At 38.2% G+C, this 16974-nt stretch carries 17 protein-coding genes and 2 riboswitches; of the genes, 16 read left to right on the top strand and 1 reads right to left on the bottom strand.

Annotated features, from left to right (window positions below; genetic code table 11):
- The first annotated feature begins 30 nt into the window (after positions 1–30).
- The 15 genes from F7984_RS16540 to F7984_RS16475 all read left to right on the top strand — a co-directional run bounded on the left by F7984_RS16540 (position 31) and on the right by F7984_RS16475 (position 13582).
- Positions 31–384, top strand: a complete 354-nt coding sequence (locus F7984_RS16540; protein WP_140461730.1) for an arsenate reductase family protein — start codon at positions 31–33, stop codon at positions 382–384.
- Between the two features lie 72 nt (positions 385–456).
- Positions 457–840 carry a glycine cleavage system protein GcvH gene (gcvH, locus tag F7984_RS16535; RefSeq protein ID WP_066106469.1) on the top strand — a complete coding sequence of 128 codons (384 nt, stop codon included), beginning with the start codon at positions 457–459 and terminating at the stop codon, positions 838–840.
- Positions 841–1010: 170 nt separating this feature from the next.
- Positions 1011–1406 (top strand): toprim domain-containing protein, encoded by a 396-nt coding sequence (locus tag F7984_RS16530; RefSeq protein WP_066106472.1) that lies wholly within the window; start codon positions 1011–1013, stop codon positions 1404–1406.
- Positions 1381–1662, top strand: coding sequence for a thioredoxin family protein (locus F7984_RS16525; RefSeq protein WP_140461729.1), 282 nt, complete (start codon positions 1381–1383; stop codon positions 1660–1662). Before F7984_RS16530 ends, F7984_RS16525 begins: the two co-directional genes overlap by 26 nt.
- Positions 1663–1939: 277 nt before the next feature.
- A riboswitch (SAM riboswitch) is annotated at positions 1940–2048 on the top strand.
- Between the two features lie 87 nt (positions 2049–2135).
- Entirely contained in the window at positions 2136–3455 is a 1320-nt protein-coding gene (locus F7984_RS16520) for an O-acetylhomoserine aminocarboxypropyltransferase/cysteine synthase family protein (protein WP_066106478.1), read from the top strand.
- Between the two features lie 94 nt (positions 3456–3549).
- Positions 3550–3661: riboswitch (SAM riboswitch) on the top strand.
- Positions 3662–3774: 113 nt separating this feature from the next.
- Positions 3775–4806, top strand: coding sequence for a methionine ABC transporter ATP-binding protein (locus F7984_RS16515; protein WP_066106481.1), 1032 nt, complete (start codon positions 3775–3777; stop codon positions 4804–4806).
- Positions 4803–5471 (top strand): methionine ABC transporter permease, encoded by a 669-nt coding sequence (locus tag F7984_RS16510; protein WP_066106484.1) that lies wholly within the window; start codon positions 4803–4805, stop codon positions 5469–5471. The genes F7984_RS16515 and F7984_RS16510 overlap by 4 nt, the downstream gene beginning before the upstream one ends.
- A 13-nt stretch (positions 5472–5484) precedes the next feature.
- Positions 5485–6318, top strand: a complete 834-nt coding sequence (locus F7984_RS16505; RefSeq protein WP_066106487.1) for a MetQ/NlpA family ABC transporter substrate-binding protein — start codon at positions 5485–5487, stop codon at positions 6316–6318.
- A gap of 282 nt (positions 6319–6600) precedes the next feature.
- Complete coding sequence (locus tag F7984_RS19205; RefSeq protein WP_175354290.1) at positions 6601–6753, top strand: YuzK family famiily protein; 153 nt, start codon at positions 6601–6603, stop codon at positions 6751–6753.
- Between the two features lie 359 nt (positions 6754–7112).
- The gene (gene sufC / locus F7984_RS16500) at positions 7113–7898 is read left to right on the top strand and encodes a Fe-S cluster assembly ATPase SufC (RefSeq protein WP_066106490.1); all 786 of its coding nucleotides are present in this window, start codon (positions 7113–7115) and stop codon (positions 7896–7898) included.
- Between the two features lie 17 nt (positions 7899–7915).
- On the top strand, positions 7916–9220 hold the full coding sequence (gene sufD / locus F7984_RS16495) for a Fe-S cluster assembly protein SufD (RefSeq protein ID WP_066106498.1): 1305 nt from the start codon (positions 7916–7918) through the stop codon (positions 9218–9220).
- Positions 9220–10449: a cysteine desulfurase gene (locus tag F7984_RS16490; protein ID WP_140461728.1), complete on the top strand. Its 1230-nt coding sequence runs from the start codon at positions 9220–9222 to the stop codon at positions 10447–10449. Before sufD ends, F7984_RS16490 begins: the two co-directional genes overlap by 1 nt.
- Positions 10439–10873 (top strand): Fe-S cluster assembly sulfur transfer protein SufU, encoded by a 435-nt coding sequence (gene sufU, locus F7984_RS16485; RefSeq protein ID WP_066106504.1) that lies wholly within the window; start codon positions 10439–10441, stop codon positions 10871–10873. The genes F7984_RS16490 and sufU overlap by 11 nt, the downstream gene beginning before the upstream one ends.
- A 63-nt stretch (positions 10874–10936) precedes the next feature.
- Positions 10937–12334 (top strand): Fe-S cluster assembly protein SufB, encoded by a 1398-nt coding sequence (gene sufB, locus F7984_RS16480; RefSeq protein WP_140461727.1) that lies wholly within the window; start codon positions 10937–10939, stop codon positions 12332–12334.
- Between the two features lie 378 nt (positions 12335–12712).
- The gene (locus F7984_RS16475) at positions 12713–13582 is read left to right on the top strand and encodes a mechanosensitive ion channel family protein (protein WP_140461726.1); all 870 of its coding nucleotides are present in this window, start codon (positions 12713–12715) and stop codon (positions 13580–13582) included.
- Positions 13583–13680: 98 nt separating this feature from the next.
- Here F7984_RS16475 and F7984_RS16470 read toward each other — a convergent pair whose 3' ends face one another.
- The gene (locus F7984_RS16470) at positions 13681–13986 is read right to left on the bottom strand and encodes a c-type cytochrome (RefSeq protein WP_066106511.1); all 306 of its coding nucleotides are present in this window, start codon (positions 13984–13986) and stop codon (positions 13681–13683) included.
- A 362-nt stretch (positions 13987–14348) separates the two neighbouring features.
- Here F7984_RS16470 and adhE point away from each other — a divergent pair, with 362 nt between their 5' ends.
- Positions 14349–16952, top strand: a complete 2604-nt coding sequence (gene adhE / locus F7984_RS16465; RefSeq protein WP_140461725.1) for a bifunctional acetaldehyde-CoA/alcohol dehydrogenase — start codon at positions 14349–14351, stop codon at positions 16950–16952.
- Positions 16953–16974 lie beyond the last annotated feature (22 nt).

The raw sequence follows: 16974 nt of genomic DNA, 5'->3' as shown, positions 1-16974 counted from the left end.
GTGGTATGCTTCAATTGAGGTGATAAAACGATGATTACATTTTACTGGTATCCTAAATGCGGGACATGCAGAAAAGCAAAGAAATGGTTTGATGAAAAGGGAATATCCTATCAAGAAGTTGATATAGCGCAAAATCCTCCATCGAAAGAAGAGCTAGAAATAATTTATCAAAAAAGTGAATTGTCTCTTCAGAAATTTTTTAACACAAGTGGGATGAAATACAGAGAACTTGGGTTAAAAGATAAAGTGAAGGATATGTCTGAAGATGAAATTCTTACCTTGCTTGCATCAGACGGGATGCTAATCAAGCGCCCAATCGCATTTGATGGAGAAAAAGTAACAGTAGGATTCAAAGAGGTAAATTACCAGAAAATCTGGGCATGAAACAATTGTCAAATAACCAGTTTGATGTCATGATAAATAGGAACCATACATACATTTTGGGGGGATTAAATCATGAGCATTCCAGCGGGATTACGTTATACAGCTGAGCATGAATGGGTTAAACAAGAGGATGGTAAGATTCGAATTGGAATAACTGATTTTGCTCAAAAAGAATTGGGAGACATCGTATTTGTGGAACTACCGGAAATAGGTGATCAATTGACCCGTAATGAACCGTTTGGCAGTGTAGAATCAGTTAAGACAGTATCTGAATTGTATGCGCCAATCAGTGGGACAGTTGTTGAAGTAAATGAAGAATTAGCGGATAGTCCAGAATATGTTAATGAATCTCCATATGAAAAAGCATGGATGGTAGTTGTTGAACCATCCGAAATCAGCGAATATGATGAATTAATGGATGCTGGCCAATACGAAACAGCGACTAAAGAAGAGTAGTCAATAGAGGGGAGAAGTTTGGGGTCATTCGTCAGCTTCTTTCCTTTTTATTATGTTTTTAGATCAATTGTTACTTTCCACTATGTTAGGGTAAGATACATATAATGAAAAAGACGAAGGCAATTGTCCAATCACATAGAACGTACTCTCCTAATAAAAGGTGATCAATCATGCAGGATGCTCAAAGTGAGAAAGTAATTATTGTGGAAGGTTCTACCGACCGCCAAAAAATACAATCTGTACTTAACGAATCTGTCGATATAAGATGTACAAATGGAACCATCAGTCTATCGAAAATGGATGAATTAGTAGACGAACTTGAACAGAGAGACGTGTATATTTTGGCTGATGCAGATGAATCCGGAGAAAAGCTGAGAAAACAGTTAAGACGAGAAATGCCAAATGCATCTCACATATATATTGATCGTACATACCGTGAAGTTGCTAATGCGCCAAGATATCATTTAGCAACGGTTCTTTTGGCAGCCAATATAGATGTAAAAGCCGAATTTTTAAAACAAATGAAGGATGTAATGAAAAATGAACAATCAAACCACGATAAATAAAGCGATCTATACTTTTACTCCTCTTTGCGGAACATGTCAATTAGCAGGTAAAATGCTTGATATTGCAAAGGAAGTCCTCCCAAATGCCTCTTTGGAAAAAGTCAATCTTAACTATGCTAAGGAACTTGCAGAAGAATATCAAATTCAAAGTGTACCATGCCTCATTTTAATCAAGGATAACCAGCTAATCGAGAAAATCTATGCCTTCCACTCAGTTCCCTATCTTGTTGATCAATTAAAGAGAATTACAGAATAAGAGCAGTTATTTCTCAGGAAATATGTCGATGAATATTTAACTAGAATCTTTTAAAGGTGCTGTTTCTATTTTACGCTGTCTATGTCAGAAGTTTTAATTGATTTGTAGAATTCTCTATAATAGCCTGTAATCTCAACCGATTAGACGATTGTTAAGTGGCTAACTGGAGGCATTTATTATAGTAAAAGAAGCTCCTCGTTATTTAATTCGAAAATTCTGAATAATCAATTGACTCATATTTTTCCATATGCTATAGTTTTAACAACTTAATACTTGGTTCTTATCAAGAGAGGTGGAGGGACTGGCCCGTTGAAGCCCGGCAACCGGTATTTTTATAATACACGGTGCCAATTCCTGCGGATACAAATAAATCCGGGAGATAAGGAGAGATGGAAAATGCCTGCCTCTTCTTATGTGAAGAGGTTTTTTCATTTACTCACTTCTCTACTTAAAATGAAATGGAGAGATGTAGAATGGCAAATGAAGAAAAGAAGTATCGGTTTGAAACAGTAGGTATACACGGAGGATTGCAGCAGGATTCGGTAACTGGAGCGAGAAGCGTGCCGATTTACCAGACGAATGCTTATTTATTTAAAGACACAGATCATGCTGCGGATTTATTTGGATTAGCTGAGACTGGCTATATTTATACTAGAATCCATAATCCAACTTCAAGTGTATTCGAAGAACGTATAGCAGAATTAGAAGGTGGCATTGGAGCTTTAGCGGTATCAAGTGGTGCTGCAGCTATAACACTCTCAATCCTAAATATTGCGGGAGCAGGTGATGAAATTATCTCTGCGTCCACTCTATACGGCGGAACCTACAATTTATTTGCCAATACTCTCCCTAAGTATGGTATTAACGTAAGGTTCGTGGATCCAAGTGACACTGAAAATTTTAGAGAAGCGATTACATCAAAGACCAAAGCTATTTTTGGAGAAACGATTGGAAATCCAAGCCTGCAGGTTCTTGATATTGAACGGGTGGCGGAAATTGCTCATGAAGCTGGAATTCCGTTAATCATTGATAATACATTTGCAACTCCTTATTTATCCCGTCCGATTGAGTTTGGAGCGGATATCGTCGTACACTCAGCTACGAAATGGCTGCTTGGAAATGGAACCACATTAGGCGGGGTCATAGTCGATGGAGGGAAGTTTGACTGGAATTCATCTAAATTTCCGGGCTTTACTGAACCCGATCCAAGCTATCATGATCTGATTTACAGTGAAGCAATTGGTGCAGCAGCATTTATTGTGAAGGCCAGAGTTCAGCTGTTGAGAGATTTAGGTCCTTCCTTAAGCCCGTACAATGCCTTTCAATTTATTCTCGGATTGGAAACTCTGCATGTGAGGATGAAGGAGCATGTAGCCAATACGAGATTAATAGTTGACTATTTAAAACAGCATCCGGCTGTATCGTGGGTCTTGTATCCAGGAGATTCAGATCACCCTGATTACGAAAAAACGAAGAAATATTTACCCAAAGGTGCTGGAGCAGTCGTTGTTTTTGGAATAAAGGGTGGACGTGAGGCAGGTAAAAAACTGATTGATTCCGTTGAACTGTGGTCCCATGTGGCCAATGTGGGAGATGCAAAGAGCCTAATTATCCATCCGGCAAGCACGACTCATCAGCAACTAAGTGAAGAGGGATTAAAAGCATCAGGTGTACAGGAGGATTTAATCAGACTGTCTGTTGGAATTGAACATGCAGAAGATCTAATTGAAGAATTGGAGCTTGCGATTGAAAAAGCAACAGGTATAGCTTCCACTGAGGTGGTTGTGAAATAAATATTGAACATGCTATGCAGACTTTGGTGTTGACAGTTCTTTCTTCAACATGATAGGATAGCAGACAGTTAGATTTAATTGAATAGTTTAAGTACTCTTATCAAGAGAGGCCGAGGGAAGTGCCCTTTGACGCCCGGCAACCGGCAATCATTTATGATTGAAAAGGTGCCAATTCACACAGGATAATAAATCCTGGGAGATGAGAGAAAGGAACATGTTATAAATAAATCATGCCTTTCTGCCTCCGCAGAAAGGCATTTTTGTTTAACTGAAGTTATTCTTTAATTATAGGTTGATAGAAAGAGCAGGTGAACTTTTCATGATTACATTACGTGATGTATCGAAGACCTTCTCAGGAACATTTAAACGTTCATCAGCTGTCAAAGCAGTGGATCAAGTCTCATTATCTATTGAAAAAGGCGAGATCTTTGGAATTATTGGGTACAGCGGTGCGGGAAAAAGTACCCTCATTAGAATGCTGAACGGTTTAGAGAAGCCAACAGAAGGCAGTGTCTTGGTGGCAGGCAAAGATATGGCTGCTATAAAAGGCGCTGAATTAAGAAAAGCCAGAATGGAAATAAGTATGATTTTTCAACACTTTAATCTCCTCTGGTCAAGGACAGTCAGCGAAAATATAGAGTTTCCTTTAGAAATTGCGGGCGTACCAAGCAAGGTACGTAAAGAAAGAGTGAAGGAACTTGTAAGTCTGGTAGGATTAGATGGCCGTGAAAATGCTTATCCATCTCAGTTGAGCGGCGGTCAGAAGCAGCGGGTCGGTATAGCGCGCGCATTAGCGAACAATCCACAGGTTCTTCTTTGTGACGAGGCGACATCAGCACTTGATCCTCAGACTACAGACGATATTTTGGATTTGCTCGTTGATATAAATAAAAGACTTGGCTTGACAATCGTATTAATTACACATGAAATGCATGTTATTCGTAAAATCTGTCATCGCGTTGCTGTGATGGAGATGGGGAAAGTGGTCGAGAGCGGAAAAGTACTTGATGTATTTAAAAAACCAAATGCTCCGATTACTAAACGATTTGTACAGCAAGTGACTGAGCCAGAAGAAACGAAAGAGACGATTGAGCATTTGCTTGCTGAATATCCGACGGGGAAAGTTGTACAATTATCCTTTATTGGCGAATCAGCTGAAACCCCTGTTTTATCAGAGGTTATCCGCTCTTACAAAATCAATGTAAACATATTACAGGGTAAAATTTCGCAGACTCAGCACGGGTCCTATGGAACGTTATTTATTCATGTAGACGGTGATGCTGCTGAAGTGGCGAAAGCGATTGACTATCTCCACAATCAGGAAATTGGTGTGGAGGTGATTTCAGAATGATGGAAACATTATTACCAAATGTAGTTTGGGAACGAATTTATGAAAAGACATGGGAAACCTTGTATATGACAGGTGTCTCATTAATCGCAACTTTTTTCCTTGGAATTATATTGGGTCTGCTATTATTCTTGACCTCAAAGGGGAATATGTGGGAAAACAAAGTGATTTACGGAATTGTAGGTGCTTTCGTTAACATATTCCGTTCCATTCCATTCATTATTCTAATCGTGTTGTTAATTCCTTTCACAAAGGCATTAGTAGGAAGTATTATCGGTGTCAATGCGGCTTTGCCAGCTTTAATTATAGGTGCTGCTCCATTCTATGCGCGAATGGTTGAGATTGGATTGCGTGAAATTGATAAAGGTGTAATCGAAGCAGCAAGATCGATGGGGGCCACTTCCTTTACAATCATATGGAAGGTGCTAATTCCTGAATCTCTGCCTGCACTTGTTTCTGGTATCACAGTTACGGCAATTGCGCTTGTAGGTTATACAGCGATGGCAGGTATGATTGGTGCGGGCGGACTTGGAAACCTTGCCTATTTGGAAGGGTTTAGCCGCGGACAGACAGATGTCACGATTGTTGCTACTATTTTAGTATTGATTATTGTGTTTATTCTCCAATTTATTGGAGATTTTATAACAAGAAAATTAGATAAGCGCTAGGGAGGAAACCAAAGTGAAAAAGTTATCGTTCATACTTGTTTTAGGATTAACCCTATTATTGGCAGCCTGCGGTGGATCAGGAGATGAATCCAATTCCGGGGACAAAGAACTAAAAACGATTAAAATTGGCGCATCAAATGTTCCACATGCAGAAATATTGGAAGAAGCAGCAACTCTTCTTGAAGAAAAAGGTATTAAACTTGAAGTTGAAGTATTTACAGACTATGTAATGCCGAATAAAGCATTGGAAGATGGCTCAATTGACGCTAACTATTTCCAACACATCCCTTATTTTGAGAGTCAAGTGAAGGATAATGGGTATGATTTCGCCAATGCAGGCGGAATCCATATTGAACCGATTGGTGTTTATTCTAAAAAATACGACAGCCTGGATGACCTACCAAAAGGCGCAAGCATCATTATGAGCAGCTCAGTAGCTGATCATGGACGTATGTTATCTATGCTGGAAACAGAAGGCTTAATAAAGCTAAAAGAAGGCATTGATAAAACTAAAGCAACTGTGGATGATATTGCGGAAAATCCGAAGAATTTAAAGTTTAAAACGGATATTGAAGCACCTATGCTTACGCAGGTTTACAATAATGATGAAGGCGATGCAGTACTGATTAATTCCAACTATGCCATTGAAGCGGATCTTGTACCAGCTGAGGATGCGATTGCATTGGAAAGTGCTGATAATAATCCATACGTAAACATTATTGCTGTTAGATCTGAGGATAAGAATAAGGAAGAAATTAAAACATTGGTTGAAGTTCTTCATTCTAAAGATATCCAGGATTTCATTAATGAAAACTACAAAGGGTCCGTTATCCCATCAAATAAATAATAGACAAAAAAGGTGCAGCTATTCATTTAGCTGCACCTTTTTTATCATATAATAGGTGTATTATAAGATGCTTTTCCAATGAATTATTTTCTTCTCTGGTATTATTTTTCAGGATAATCAAGGATTTCCTAGAAGAAATACGCAATATCACTTTTAAGATGTGCTCAGTGTGGTATATAGACTTTGAGGGTTCTTCTGCAAAGTGATACCCTTATTATAATAAATGGAAAGGAATGATTCATTATCTTTGACAATCAGTTACAGCTTAGAGTAACAGATGAAATGGAAAAAGCGATGAGGCAGGCACATGGAGTTGGCTATGAAGTTTACAGTCAGAATCTTGAAGTGCGTATGAAAGTAGAAGAGAAGCGTGAACGTAGTTATATGAAGAGTAATCAAATCTTAAATGATGTGAATAGAAGAGTACATGGGTAAATGAATCAAGTGATAAAGTGAATAATTCTAAAAGTGATAATCATAAAAACAGGTAGCGGAAGAAAAATCAATTTCTCCTTCTACCTGTTTTTATGTTTTCAATTAGTGCAAAAATGTTACTGCCGTCTTTAAAATCAGGGTGGTTGGTAAAGATCATGCTGGTTCTTTTCTTTCGTGAAAATTAACATTATAATGTCAGTAAAGCTAAGTATTATGTTAAAATATTATGTCCATTTTATGTAATTTTCTCGTTTCAAAAAGTTGAATCTAGATTTGATTTGTTATAAGATTGTAATGAGAATAAATTGAGAATAGAAATAATCTAAAACTTTAGATGACTATATATTGGAGGTATAAGAATGGCTGGTTCAGTTCTTACAATTAAAGATTTACATGTTTCAATAGAAGGTAAAGAGATTCTTAAAGGGGTAAACCTTGAAGTTAAAGGTGGAGAAATCCATGCAATTATGGGGCCAAATGGTACAGGAAAATCTACATTGTCATCTGCTATCATGGGTCACCCAAAATATGAAGTAACAAGTGGTTCCATCACAATGGACGGTGAAGATGTTCTTGAAATGGAAGTTGACGAACGTGCTCGTGCCGGTCTATTTTTAGCAATGCAATACCCAAGTGAAATTACTGGGGTTACTAATGCCGACTTCATGCGTTCTGCTATTAACAGTAAACGTGAAGAAGGAGACGAAATTTCCTTAATGAAATTCATTAAAGAAATGGATAAAAAAATGGATCTATTAGAAATGGATCAAGATATGGCTCAACGTTATTTAAATGAAGGCTTTTCCGGCGGTGAAAAGAAACGTAATGAAATTCTTCAATTATTAATGCTGCAACCAGCCATTGCGATTCTTGATGAAATCGACTCCGGTTTAGATATTGATGCGCTGAAAGTTGTTTCCAAAGGAATCAACCAAATGAGAAACGAAGATTTTGGCTGCCTAATGATTACTCACTATCAACGCTTATTGAACTACATTACTCCAGATTATGTTCACGTAATGATGCAAGGTAAAATCGTGAAATCCGGTGGAGCAGAACTAGCGCAACGCTTAGAAGCAGAAGGATATGACTGGATTAAAAAAGAATTAGGTATTGAAGACGAAACAGTAGGAATTGAAGCATAAGCAATAGGAGGATCGTTATGACAATCGAAACTACATTACTCGAAAAAGATGTTGTATCATCTTTTTCAAAAGCACATAGTGAGCCTGCCTGGCTTGAAAGCTTCCGTTTAGACGCCCTTTCTGCCTCAGCTGAGCTACCTATGCCGAGACCTGATAAAACGAAGATTGATAAATGGCAATTAGAGGATATGAAAGTGAACTCCGTTACAAGCGAGACATTTACATCTATTGATGAACTTGCTGAAGACGTGAAAAAGCTGATCAATCCTGATGAGAACAGAAGTTTGTATGTACAACGAAACAATACAGCTGCTTATTTGACAGTATCTCAGGAACTTAAAGATAAAGGTGTTATTTTTACAGATATCAGGACTGCTGCTAAAGAACATCCTGAACTTTTGCAAAAATACTTCATGACTACAAGTGTTCCTGTAAAAACGAATAAGCTTACAGCTTTACATGCAGCACTCTTTAATGGTGGAGCTTTTCTTTATATCCCACGCAACGTGGTTATTGAAGAACCCATCCAGGCTATCTTCATGATTGATAATGCTGAGACTGAATTATATAATCACGTACTTGTTGTTGCTGAAGAGAGCAGCTCCGTAACGTACGTTGAAAACTATATTTCATTGGTTGACGGCAAAGAGACTATTGGAAATATCATTTCTGAGGTTATCGTCGGCAACAATGCGGTCGTTAAATATGGTGCAGTTGATACATTATCTAAAGATATGAAAACCTATGTAAACCGTAATGCATATGTAGGAAATGATGGACGAGTGGAATGGGCATTGGGCTTAATGAACGATGGTAATACTATTTCAGAGAATATTACAAACCTACATGGTAATGGTTCATATGGTGATACTAAAACAGTAGTGGTTGGTACTGGTAAACAAACTCAAAACTTTACAACTAAAGTTGTTCATTTTGGTAAAAACTCAAATGGATATATCCTGAAGCACGGTGTTATGAAGGATGAAGCATCCTCCATTTTTAATGGTATCGGTAAGATTGAACATGGTGCCACTAAAGCTGATGCTGTACAGGAATCCAGAGTATTAATGCTTAGTCCGAAAGCACGTGGGGATGCAAACCCTATTCTGTTAATTGATGAAGATGATGTAACAGCTGGACACGCAGCTTCTGTAGGCCGTGTGGATCCAATTCAGCTTTATTATTTAATGAGCAGAGGGATCAGTAAAACAGAAGCAGAACGTTTAATTATCCATGGGTTCCTTGCCCCAGTAGTAAATCAATTACCTGTTGAAGCTGTTAAAAAGCAGTTGACTGAGGTAATTGAAAGGAAAGTTAAATAATGATTCCAACGAATATTAAAGAACTTTTCCCAATTTTAAATGAGAAAGTCAATGGTCATTCATTAGTATATCTGGACAGTGCCGCAACTTCGCAGAAGCCAGCATCCGTTATTCAGACTATTGATGAGTATTACAAGCGGTATAACTCTAATGTACACCGTGGTGTTCACACACTTGGAACGATGGCCACGGATGCTTATGAGGGAGCACGTGAAAAGGTAAGAAAGTTCATTAATGCGAAATCCATCGAAGAAGTTGTCTTTACAAGAGGGACAACGACTTCGATTAATACAATTGCTGCCAGCTACGGGAAAGCTAACCTAAAAGCTGGTGATGAAATTGTTATCAGTATGATGGAACATCATAGTAATATCATTCCATGGCAGCAAGTAGCTAAAGCAACCGGTGCGACATTGAAATATATCCCGCTTGAAGAAGACGGTACTATTTCACTTGAAACAGTCAAAGAAGTGATTACTTCAAACACGAAAATCGTTTCAGTTATGCATGTATCGAATGTGCTTGGTGTCATCAATCCGGTTAAAGAAATTGCGAAAATTGCCCATGAAAATGGAGCAGTAATGGTTGTAGATGGTGCGCAAAGCACTCCGCATTTGAAAGTGGATGTTCAGGATCTTGACTGTGATTTCTTTGCCTTTTCTGCACATAAAATGTGTGGACCAACTGGCATTGGTGTCATGTACGGGAAAAAGGAATACCTCGAGAATATGGAACCAATCGAATTTGGCGGAGAGATGATTGATTTTGTAGGATTGCAGGATTCTACATGGAAAGAGCTGCCTTGGAAATTTGAAGGCGGTACTCCAATCATTGCAGGTGCCATTGGACTTGGAGCTGCAATTGATTTCTTGAATGAGATTGGTCTTGATAATGTAGAGGCGCATGAGCATAAGCTTGCTGCTTATGCACTTGATAAATTATCAAGTATAGAGGGGCTCCAAATCTATGGACCTAAAAATCCGGAATCAAGAGCTGGTGTAGTAACTTTTAACCTTGAGGATGTTCATCCGCATGATGTCGCTACCGTTCTGGATGCAGATGGAATAGCTATTCGTGCCGGGCATCACTGTGCACAACCGCTTATGAAATGGTTAAAAGCTTCGTCTACGGCGAGAGCAAGTTTTTATGTATATAATACAGAACAAGATATCGACCGTTTAGTCGAAGGACTCGTTAAAACAAAGGAGTATTTCAGTAATGGCTTCTAATAATTTAGATACCCTTTACAGGCAAGTGATCATGGATCACTATAAAAATCCACGGAATAAAGGAAGCCTAGAAGACGGCAGTCTTGTGATAGATATGAATAACCCTACTTGTGGAGATCGTATTCATCTTACACTTAAAGTAGAGGATGGTATTGTGCAAGATGCAAAGTTTGATGGAGAAGGTTGTTCCATCTCTATGTCATCAGCTTCCATGATGACTCAAATCGTAAAAGGCAAAAGTAGTGAGGAAGCCTTAAAGCTTGCTGGTATATTTTCGAACATGATACAGGGCAAGGAATATGACGAAGGCGATCTTGATCTTGGTGATATAGAGGCCCTTCAAGGTGTGAGTAAATTTCCAGCACGTATTAAGTGTGCGACACTTGCTTGGAAAGCTATGGAAAAAGGGCTTAACGAAAACTAAAATGACATGTTTTAGCTGAGAGTGAAAAACAGCTAAAACTAAGTAAGAAGGAGGAAGCGATCGATGGCTAAAAAAATGCCTGATATCGGTGATTATAAATATGGCTTTCATGATAAGGACGTTTCCATCTTTCGTTCTAAACGCGGTTTAACTAAAGAGATTGTTGAAGAAATCTCTCGTATGAAGAACGAACCACAATGGATGCTTGACTTCCGCTTGAAGTCTCTTGAACATTTTTATAAAATGCCAATGCCACAATGGGGAGGCAATCTCTCAGACTTAAACTTTGATGAGATTACGTATTATGTAAAACCATCTGAGAAGTCTGAGAAATCTTGGGATGAAGTTCCTGAGGAAATTAAACGTACATTCGATAAACTTGGTATTCCTGAAGCTGAACAAAAATACCTAGCCGGTGTATCAGCTCAATATGAATCCGAGGTTGTGTACCATAATATGAAGGAAGACCTGGAAGCAATGGGAATCGTATTCAAAGATACAGATTCCGCTTTACGTGAAAATGAAGATCTTTTCCGTGAACACTTTGCTAAAGTAATTCCGCCATCTGATAATAAATTTGCTGCATTGAACTCTGCAGTTTGGTCCGGTGGATCATTTATCTATGTCCCACCAGGTATTAAAGTAGATACACCATTGCAAGCATATTTCCGTATTAACTCTGAAAACATGGGTCAGTTTGAGCGTACTTTAATCATCGTTGATAAAGATGCGTCCGTACATTATGTAGAAGGCTGTACGGCTCCTGTTTATACAACAAATTCACTTCACAGTGCTGTTGTTGAAATCATTGTTAAAGAAAATGCTTATTGCCGTTACACAACAATCCAAAACTGGGCAAACAATGTATATAACCTTGTTACTAAACGTACAGTAGTAGATGCTCACGGTACAATGGAATGGGTAGATGGAAACATCGGCTCCAAGCTTACCATGAAATATCCAGCTTGTATTTTACGCGGTGAGGGTGCCCGTGGTATGACGCTTTCCATTGCTATTGCAGGTAAAGGTCAACACCAGGATGCAGGTGCTAAAATGATTCACTTAGCTCCAAATACATCTTCTACGATTGTATCTAAGTCAATTTCTCAGCATGGCGGTAAAGTGAGCTATCGTGGGGTTGTGCACTTTGGTAAAAGGGCTGATGGAGCACGCTCTAATATCGAGTGTGATACACTCATTATGGATAATCAATCAACTTCTGATACGATTCCATACAATGAAATCCACAATGATAATATCTCACTTGAGCATGAAGCGAAAGTTTCCAAAGTATCTGAAGAGCAGCTCTTCTATTTAATGAGCCGCGGTATCTCAGAACAGGAAGCAACAGAAATGATCGTTATGGGATTCATTGAACCGTTCACAAAAGAACTTCCAATGGAATATGCAGTTGAAATGAACAGATTAATTAAATTTGAGATGGAAGGTTCTATCGGTTAATACTGAGACAACTCTTTCCACTATATTAAGAATCCGAATTTATTTTCGGATTCTTTTTTTATCGTCTCCAAAGTTGAAGGGGAATCACCTATACCCTACCTATGGCGTAGTTATGCCCCACCTATACCGGGGTAAAGGTGCAGGAAAGGTGGAGGAAGCCACCTATGACGCGGCTATGCCCCATCTTTACCGAAGGAAGAATAAGCAATGCAACTTATATTAGCCATGAACCATATAATTTAGACTCCATAGCATCTGCCTCTATTTTATTTAAATAGGTCTAATGGATTTTATTAAACAATAACACTTGGATAATAAAAGAATATTTAGTAGTATTTAGTAATCCTTATATTGTTTTTATAATTAGGGAGGATAGATATGGACTTTATTAACAGGTTACAAAGTTATATCAGCATTGATTGGCCTCAACTCAAAAGTTATGGATTAACAATCCTATACACTTTTATCATCACCTATGCTTTGATTTATCTCGTCAGGTTTATTCTTCACAAGTTCTTTAAGCATACAAATTTTTTGATTGAGAAAAAGGAACAAACAATTGAATCTGTAGTACGCAACACGTCTAATTATTTGGGTTTCTTTATTATTATTCTTGCTATGATTAAACCCTTCGTGGATATCAAAAATATACTGGTTGCCGGTGGAGTGGTAGGAATTGTAGTTGGACTGGGTGCCCAAAAAATTATGACTGATCTTCTGGCAGGGTTTTTTATGATATTCGAAAAACAATTTCAGCGAGGGGATTTTGTCCACGTAAATGGGGAAATAGATGGTGGGACAGTAGAGGATATGGGATTTAGAGTGGTGAAAATCCGATTACTTAACGGAAAACTAATGACAGTTCCAAATGGTGAAATTCGCAAAGTAGAAAACGGAAATGTTGAAAGGAGAAGAATTTTTGAGAGCGTAATTGTTAGTTTCCAAGAGAATCCTGCAAAAATAGAAGAGTTACTTGCTGAGGTATGTGATGAACTCAACCAAAAGCAAATCCATTATCTCAAAACTGATTTAAAAGGAGAATATCTCGAACCCTATCAAGTTCATGGCTTATCTTCATTGTATGGCTTACGATTTTCAATCAAAGCTACAGTAAGCGATGAGTACTATATGGAAGCAGCTCAAATGGCTAAGAAAGTTATGGCGCAGAAAATGTATGAAAATCGTATTGGTTTAGCATCGCAACAATTTGCCGTACAAGATAGACAAAAGGATTATATAGAACACTAAGAAATGCCGTTACGTAGTGGTAACGGCATTTCTTAGTGCTGTTTAATTTTCATTAAACCATAAACCATTGATTCCATATCTCTCTTTAAATCTCTATTCTACTTTTTCTCAGCAAGCCATGCAGCAACTTTCTCTGCATCCTCGCCTTTGATTATTCCTGCAGGCATTCCTTTCGCACCGTTATTGATTATATCCAGGATTTCATCCTTACTCATACTATTTCCGATATCCTCAAGCTTTGGTCCGGCATAGCCTTCTAAAGCATTGCCATGGCAGGAAGCACAGTTATTGGCATATATTTTTTCTTCTTCTGTTAGTGGTTTTTGCGATTCTTCTTCATTACCAGAAGAGCATGCAGTTAAAGAAAAAACTAAGCCTGCCAGTAAGAGGGCTTTTTTGTACATAGGAATCATTCTCCCTTCAGTTCTATTTAAGAATTACTTTACTTGAGTTTATTATTTTGTCAATATAAAGACTTCTCTGTCAATCCGATAGAAGTGGATCTATGACAAAGGACTTAAATTCAAAAAATAATGACTACAGTTAGACAAATACATAAAGCAGGCATATAATAAGTATGTGAAGTATTTCACAATCTGTAAGGTGAAGGTGTTCACAAATTGTTTACAGACTGATTTTAAATAATCTGATAAAATTAAATTGTCAGATAGGATGTTCAGTAATTTTTTTCACTAATAGGGACGTATTTTATCCCTGTGGGACTATTTACGACCAATACTAAGTTTTCTATAAGGAGGAAATTGAAATGGCTGTTAAAGAAGAAAAAATAGAAGAAGTCCTTAAGGTATCTGAGATGATTGAAGAGTTAATCGAAAATGGAAAATCGGCCCTGCGTACATTTGAGACATTTGATCAAGAAAAAATCGATGAGATTGTTCATCAAATGGCAATTGCCGGTCTTGATCAACACATGCTTTTAGCTAAAATGGCGGTGGAAGAGACTGGCAGAGGGATTTACGAAGATAAATGTACTAAAAACATGTTTGCAACGGAATATATTTGGCACAGTATTAAATACGATAAAACGGTTGGTGTCATTCGTGAAGATCAACAAACAGGTGTCATGGAGATTGCAGAGCCTGTCGGAATTGTTGCAGGTGTCACACCAGTTACGAATCCTACTTCGACTACTATGTTTAAAGCTTTAATATCTATTAAGACACGTAACCCAATTATATTTGCTTTCCATCCATCAGCACAAGAATGCTCCAAGAAGGCGGCGCAAGTCCTGCATGATGCTGCCGTAGCTGCAGGTGCTCCTAAAGGATGTATTCAATGGATTGAGCACCCATCCATTGAAGCTACAAAGCAATTAATGAATCATAAAGATATCGCATTAGTGCTTGCGACAGGCGGAGCAGGAATGGTTAAATCAGCTTATTCTACAGGTAAGCCGGCACTAGGTGTAGGTCCTGGTAACGTACCTTGTTATATTGAAAAGTCAGCTAAAGTAAAGCGTGCAGTCAATGATGTTATTTTATCGAAGTCTTTTGATAACGGCATGATCTGTGCCTCTGAGCAAGCTATTATTGTAGATGATCAGATCTATGAAGAAGTTAAACAAGAGTTTATAAAAAATAACTGCTATTTTGTAAATGATAAAGAATTAAAGAAACTTGAACGTCTTGTTATTGATGAACAATCATGTGCCGTTAATGCTCATATTGTTGGAAAATCTGCTAATGAGATAGCTGAAATGGCTGGAATTAAAGTACCTGAGCATACCAAAATAATAATTGCCGAAATTGATGGTGCAGGTCCACAATATCCTTTATCTCGTGAAAAATTAAGTCCGGTATTGGCGTGTATCCGTGTTAAATCTACGGAAGAGGGCTTTGGTGCATGTATGGATATGCTGAACTTAGGTGGTCTTGGACACTCGGCCGTTATTCATAGCACCAATGAACAAATCCAACGGGAATACGGAATAAAAATGAAAGCATGTCGTATTATTGTAAATTCCCCATCTGCTCAAGGAGGAATTGGTGACATCTATAATGCCTTCATTCCATCTTTAACACTTGGTTGTGGCTCTTATGGAAATAACTCAGTTTCTGAAAATGTATCAGCTACTCACTTGATTAACGTGAAGATGATGACACAGCGTCGTAATAATATGCAATGGTTTAAATTGCCGCCAAAAATTTATTTTGAGAAGTATTCCACACAGTATCTAGCAAAAATGAGAAGAATCAAACGTGCCTTTATTGTAACGGATCCAGGCATGGTAAGCCTTGGTTATGTTGATATTGTTAAAGAATATTTATGGAAAAATAAAGGGATTGAAGCAATCGAAATGTTTGCGGATGTTGAACCGGATCCATCTGATGAAACAGTATTCAAGGGTGCTAAATTAATGCATAGCTTTGAGCCGGATGTAATTGTCGCTCTGGGCGGTGGTTCTGCGCTGGATGCAGCGAAGGGCATGTGGTTATTCTATGAACAACCGGAAACATCATTCTTTAACATTAAACAAAAATTCATTGATATCAGGAAACGTACGTATAAATATCCTGACTTAGGTGAAAAAGCCCAATTTGTTGCCATCCCGACCACCTCCGGTACTGGTTCTGAAGTAACGCCATTTGCGGTTATTACGGATAAAGAAACGAATGTAAAGTATCCGCTGGCTGACTATGCCTTAACACCGGATGTAGCAATCCTGGATTCCCAGTTTGTCATGACTGTTCCTAAAAATATCACAGCTGATACAGGGATGGACGTTTTAACACATGCCATTGAGGCTTATGTGTCTGTAATGGCAAATGATTATACAGATGGTTTAGCCTTAAAAGCTATTGAACTAGTCTTTAATAATTTAAAAACAGCGTACCATGACGGAGCGAATGAGGAAGCTCGTGAGAAAATGCATAATGCATCCTGTATGGCAGGGATGGCCTTCTCCAATGCCTTCCTGGGTATTAATCACAGCCTAGCACATAAGATTGGAGCTGAATTCCATATCCCGCATGGCCGCTCTAATGCAATTCTTATGCCGCATGTTATTCGTTACAATGCCATTCGTCCAAGAAAACATGCGCTCTTCCCTAAATATGAATACTACTGTGCGGATGAGCGATATGCTCAAATAGCCAGAATACTGGGACTACCTGCAAGCACAACTGAAGAAGGGGTTCAGTCATTAATAGAGGCTGTCACTGAGCTGGGTAAATCATTGGAAATCGATATGAGCATTAAAGGACAAGGAATAACTCAAGAAAGATTTGAGGAAAATGTAAAAATATTAGCAGAGCGTGCATTTGAAGACCAATGTACAACTGCCAATCCAAAATTACCTCTAATCAGTGAACTGGAAGAAATCTTAAGAGAAGCGTACAAAGGAGTTTAATAATCTGGTAAAAAAGACGGCA

Origin of the sequence: Pradoshia sp. D12, from assembly GCF_008935075.1 — a bacterium.
GTDB lineage: Bacteria > Bacillota > Bacilli > Bacillales > Pradoshiaceae > Pradoshia.
Note: the sequence above shows the minus strand (reverse complement) of the source record. Positions and strands in the feature narration are given on the sequence as shown.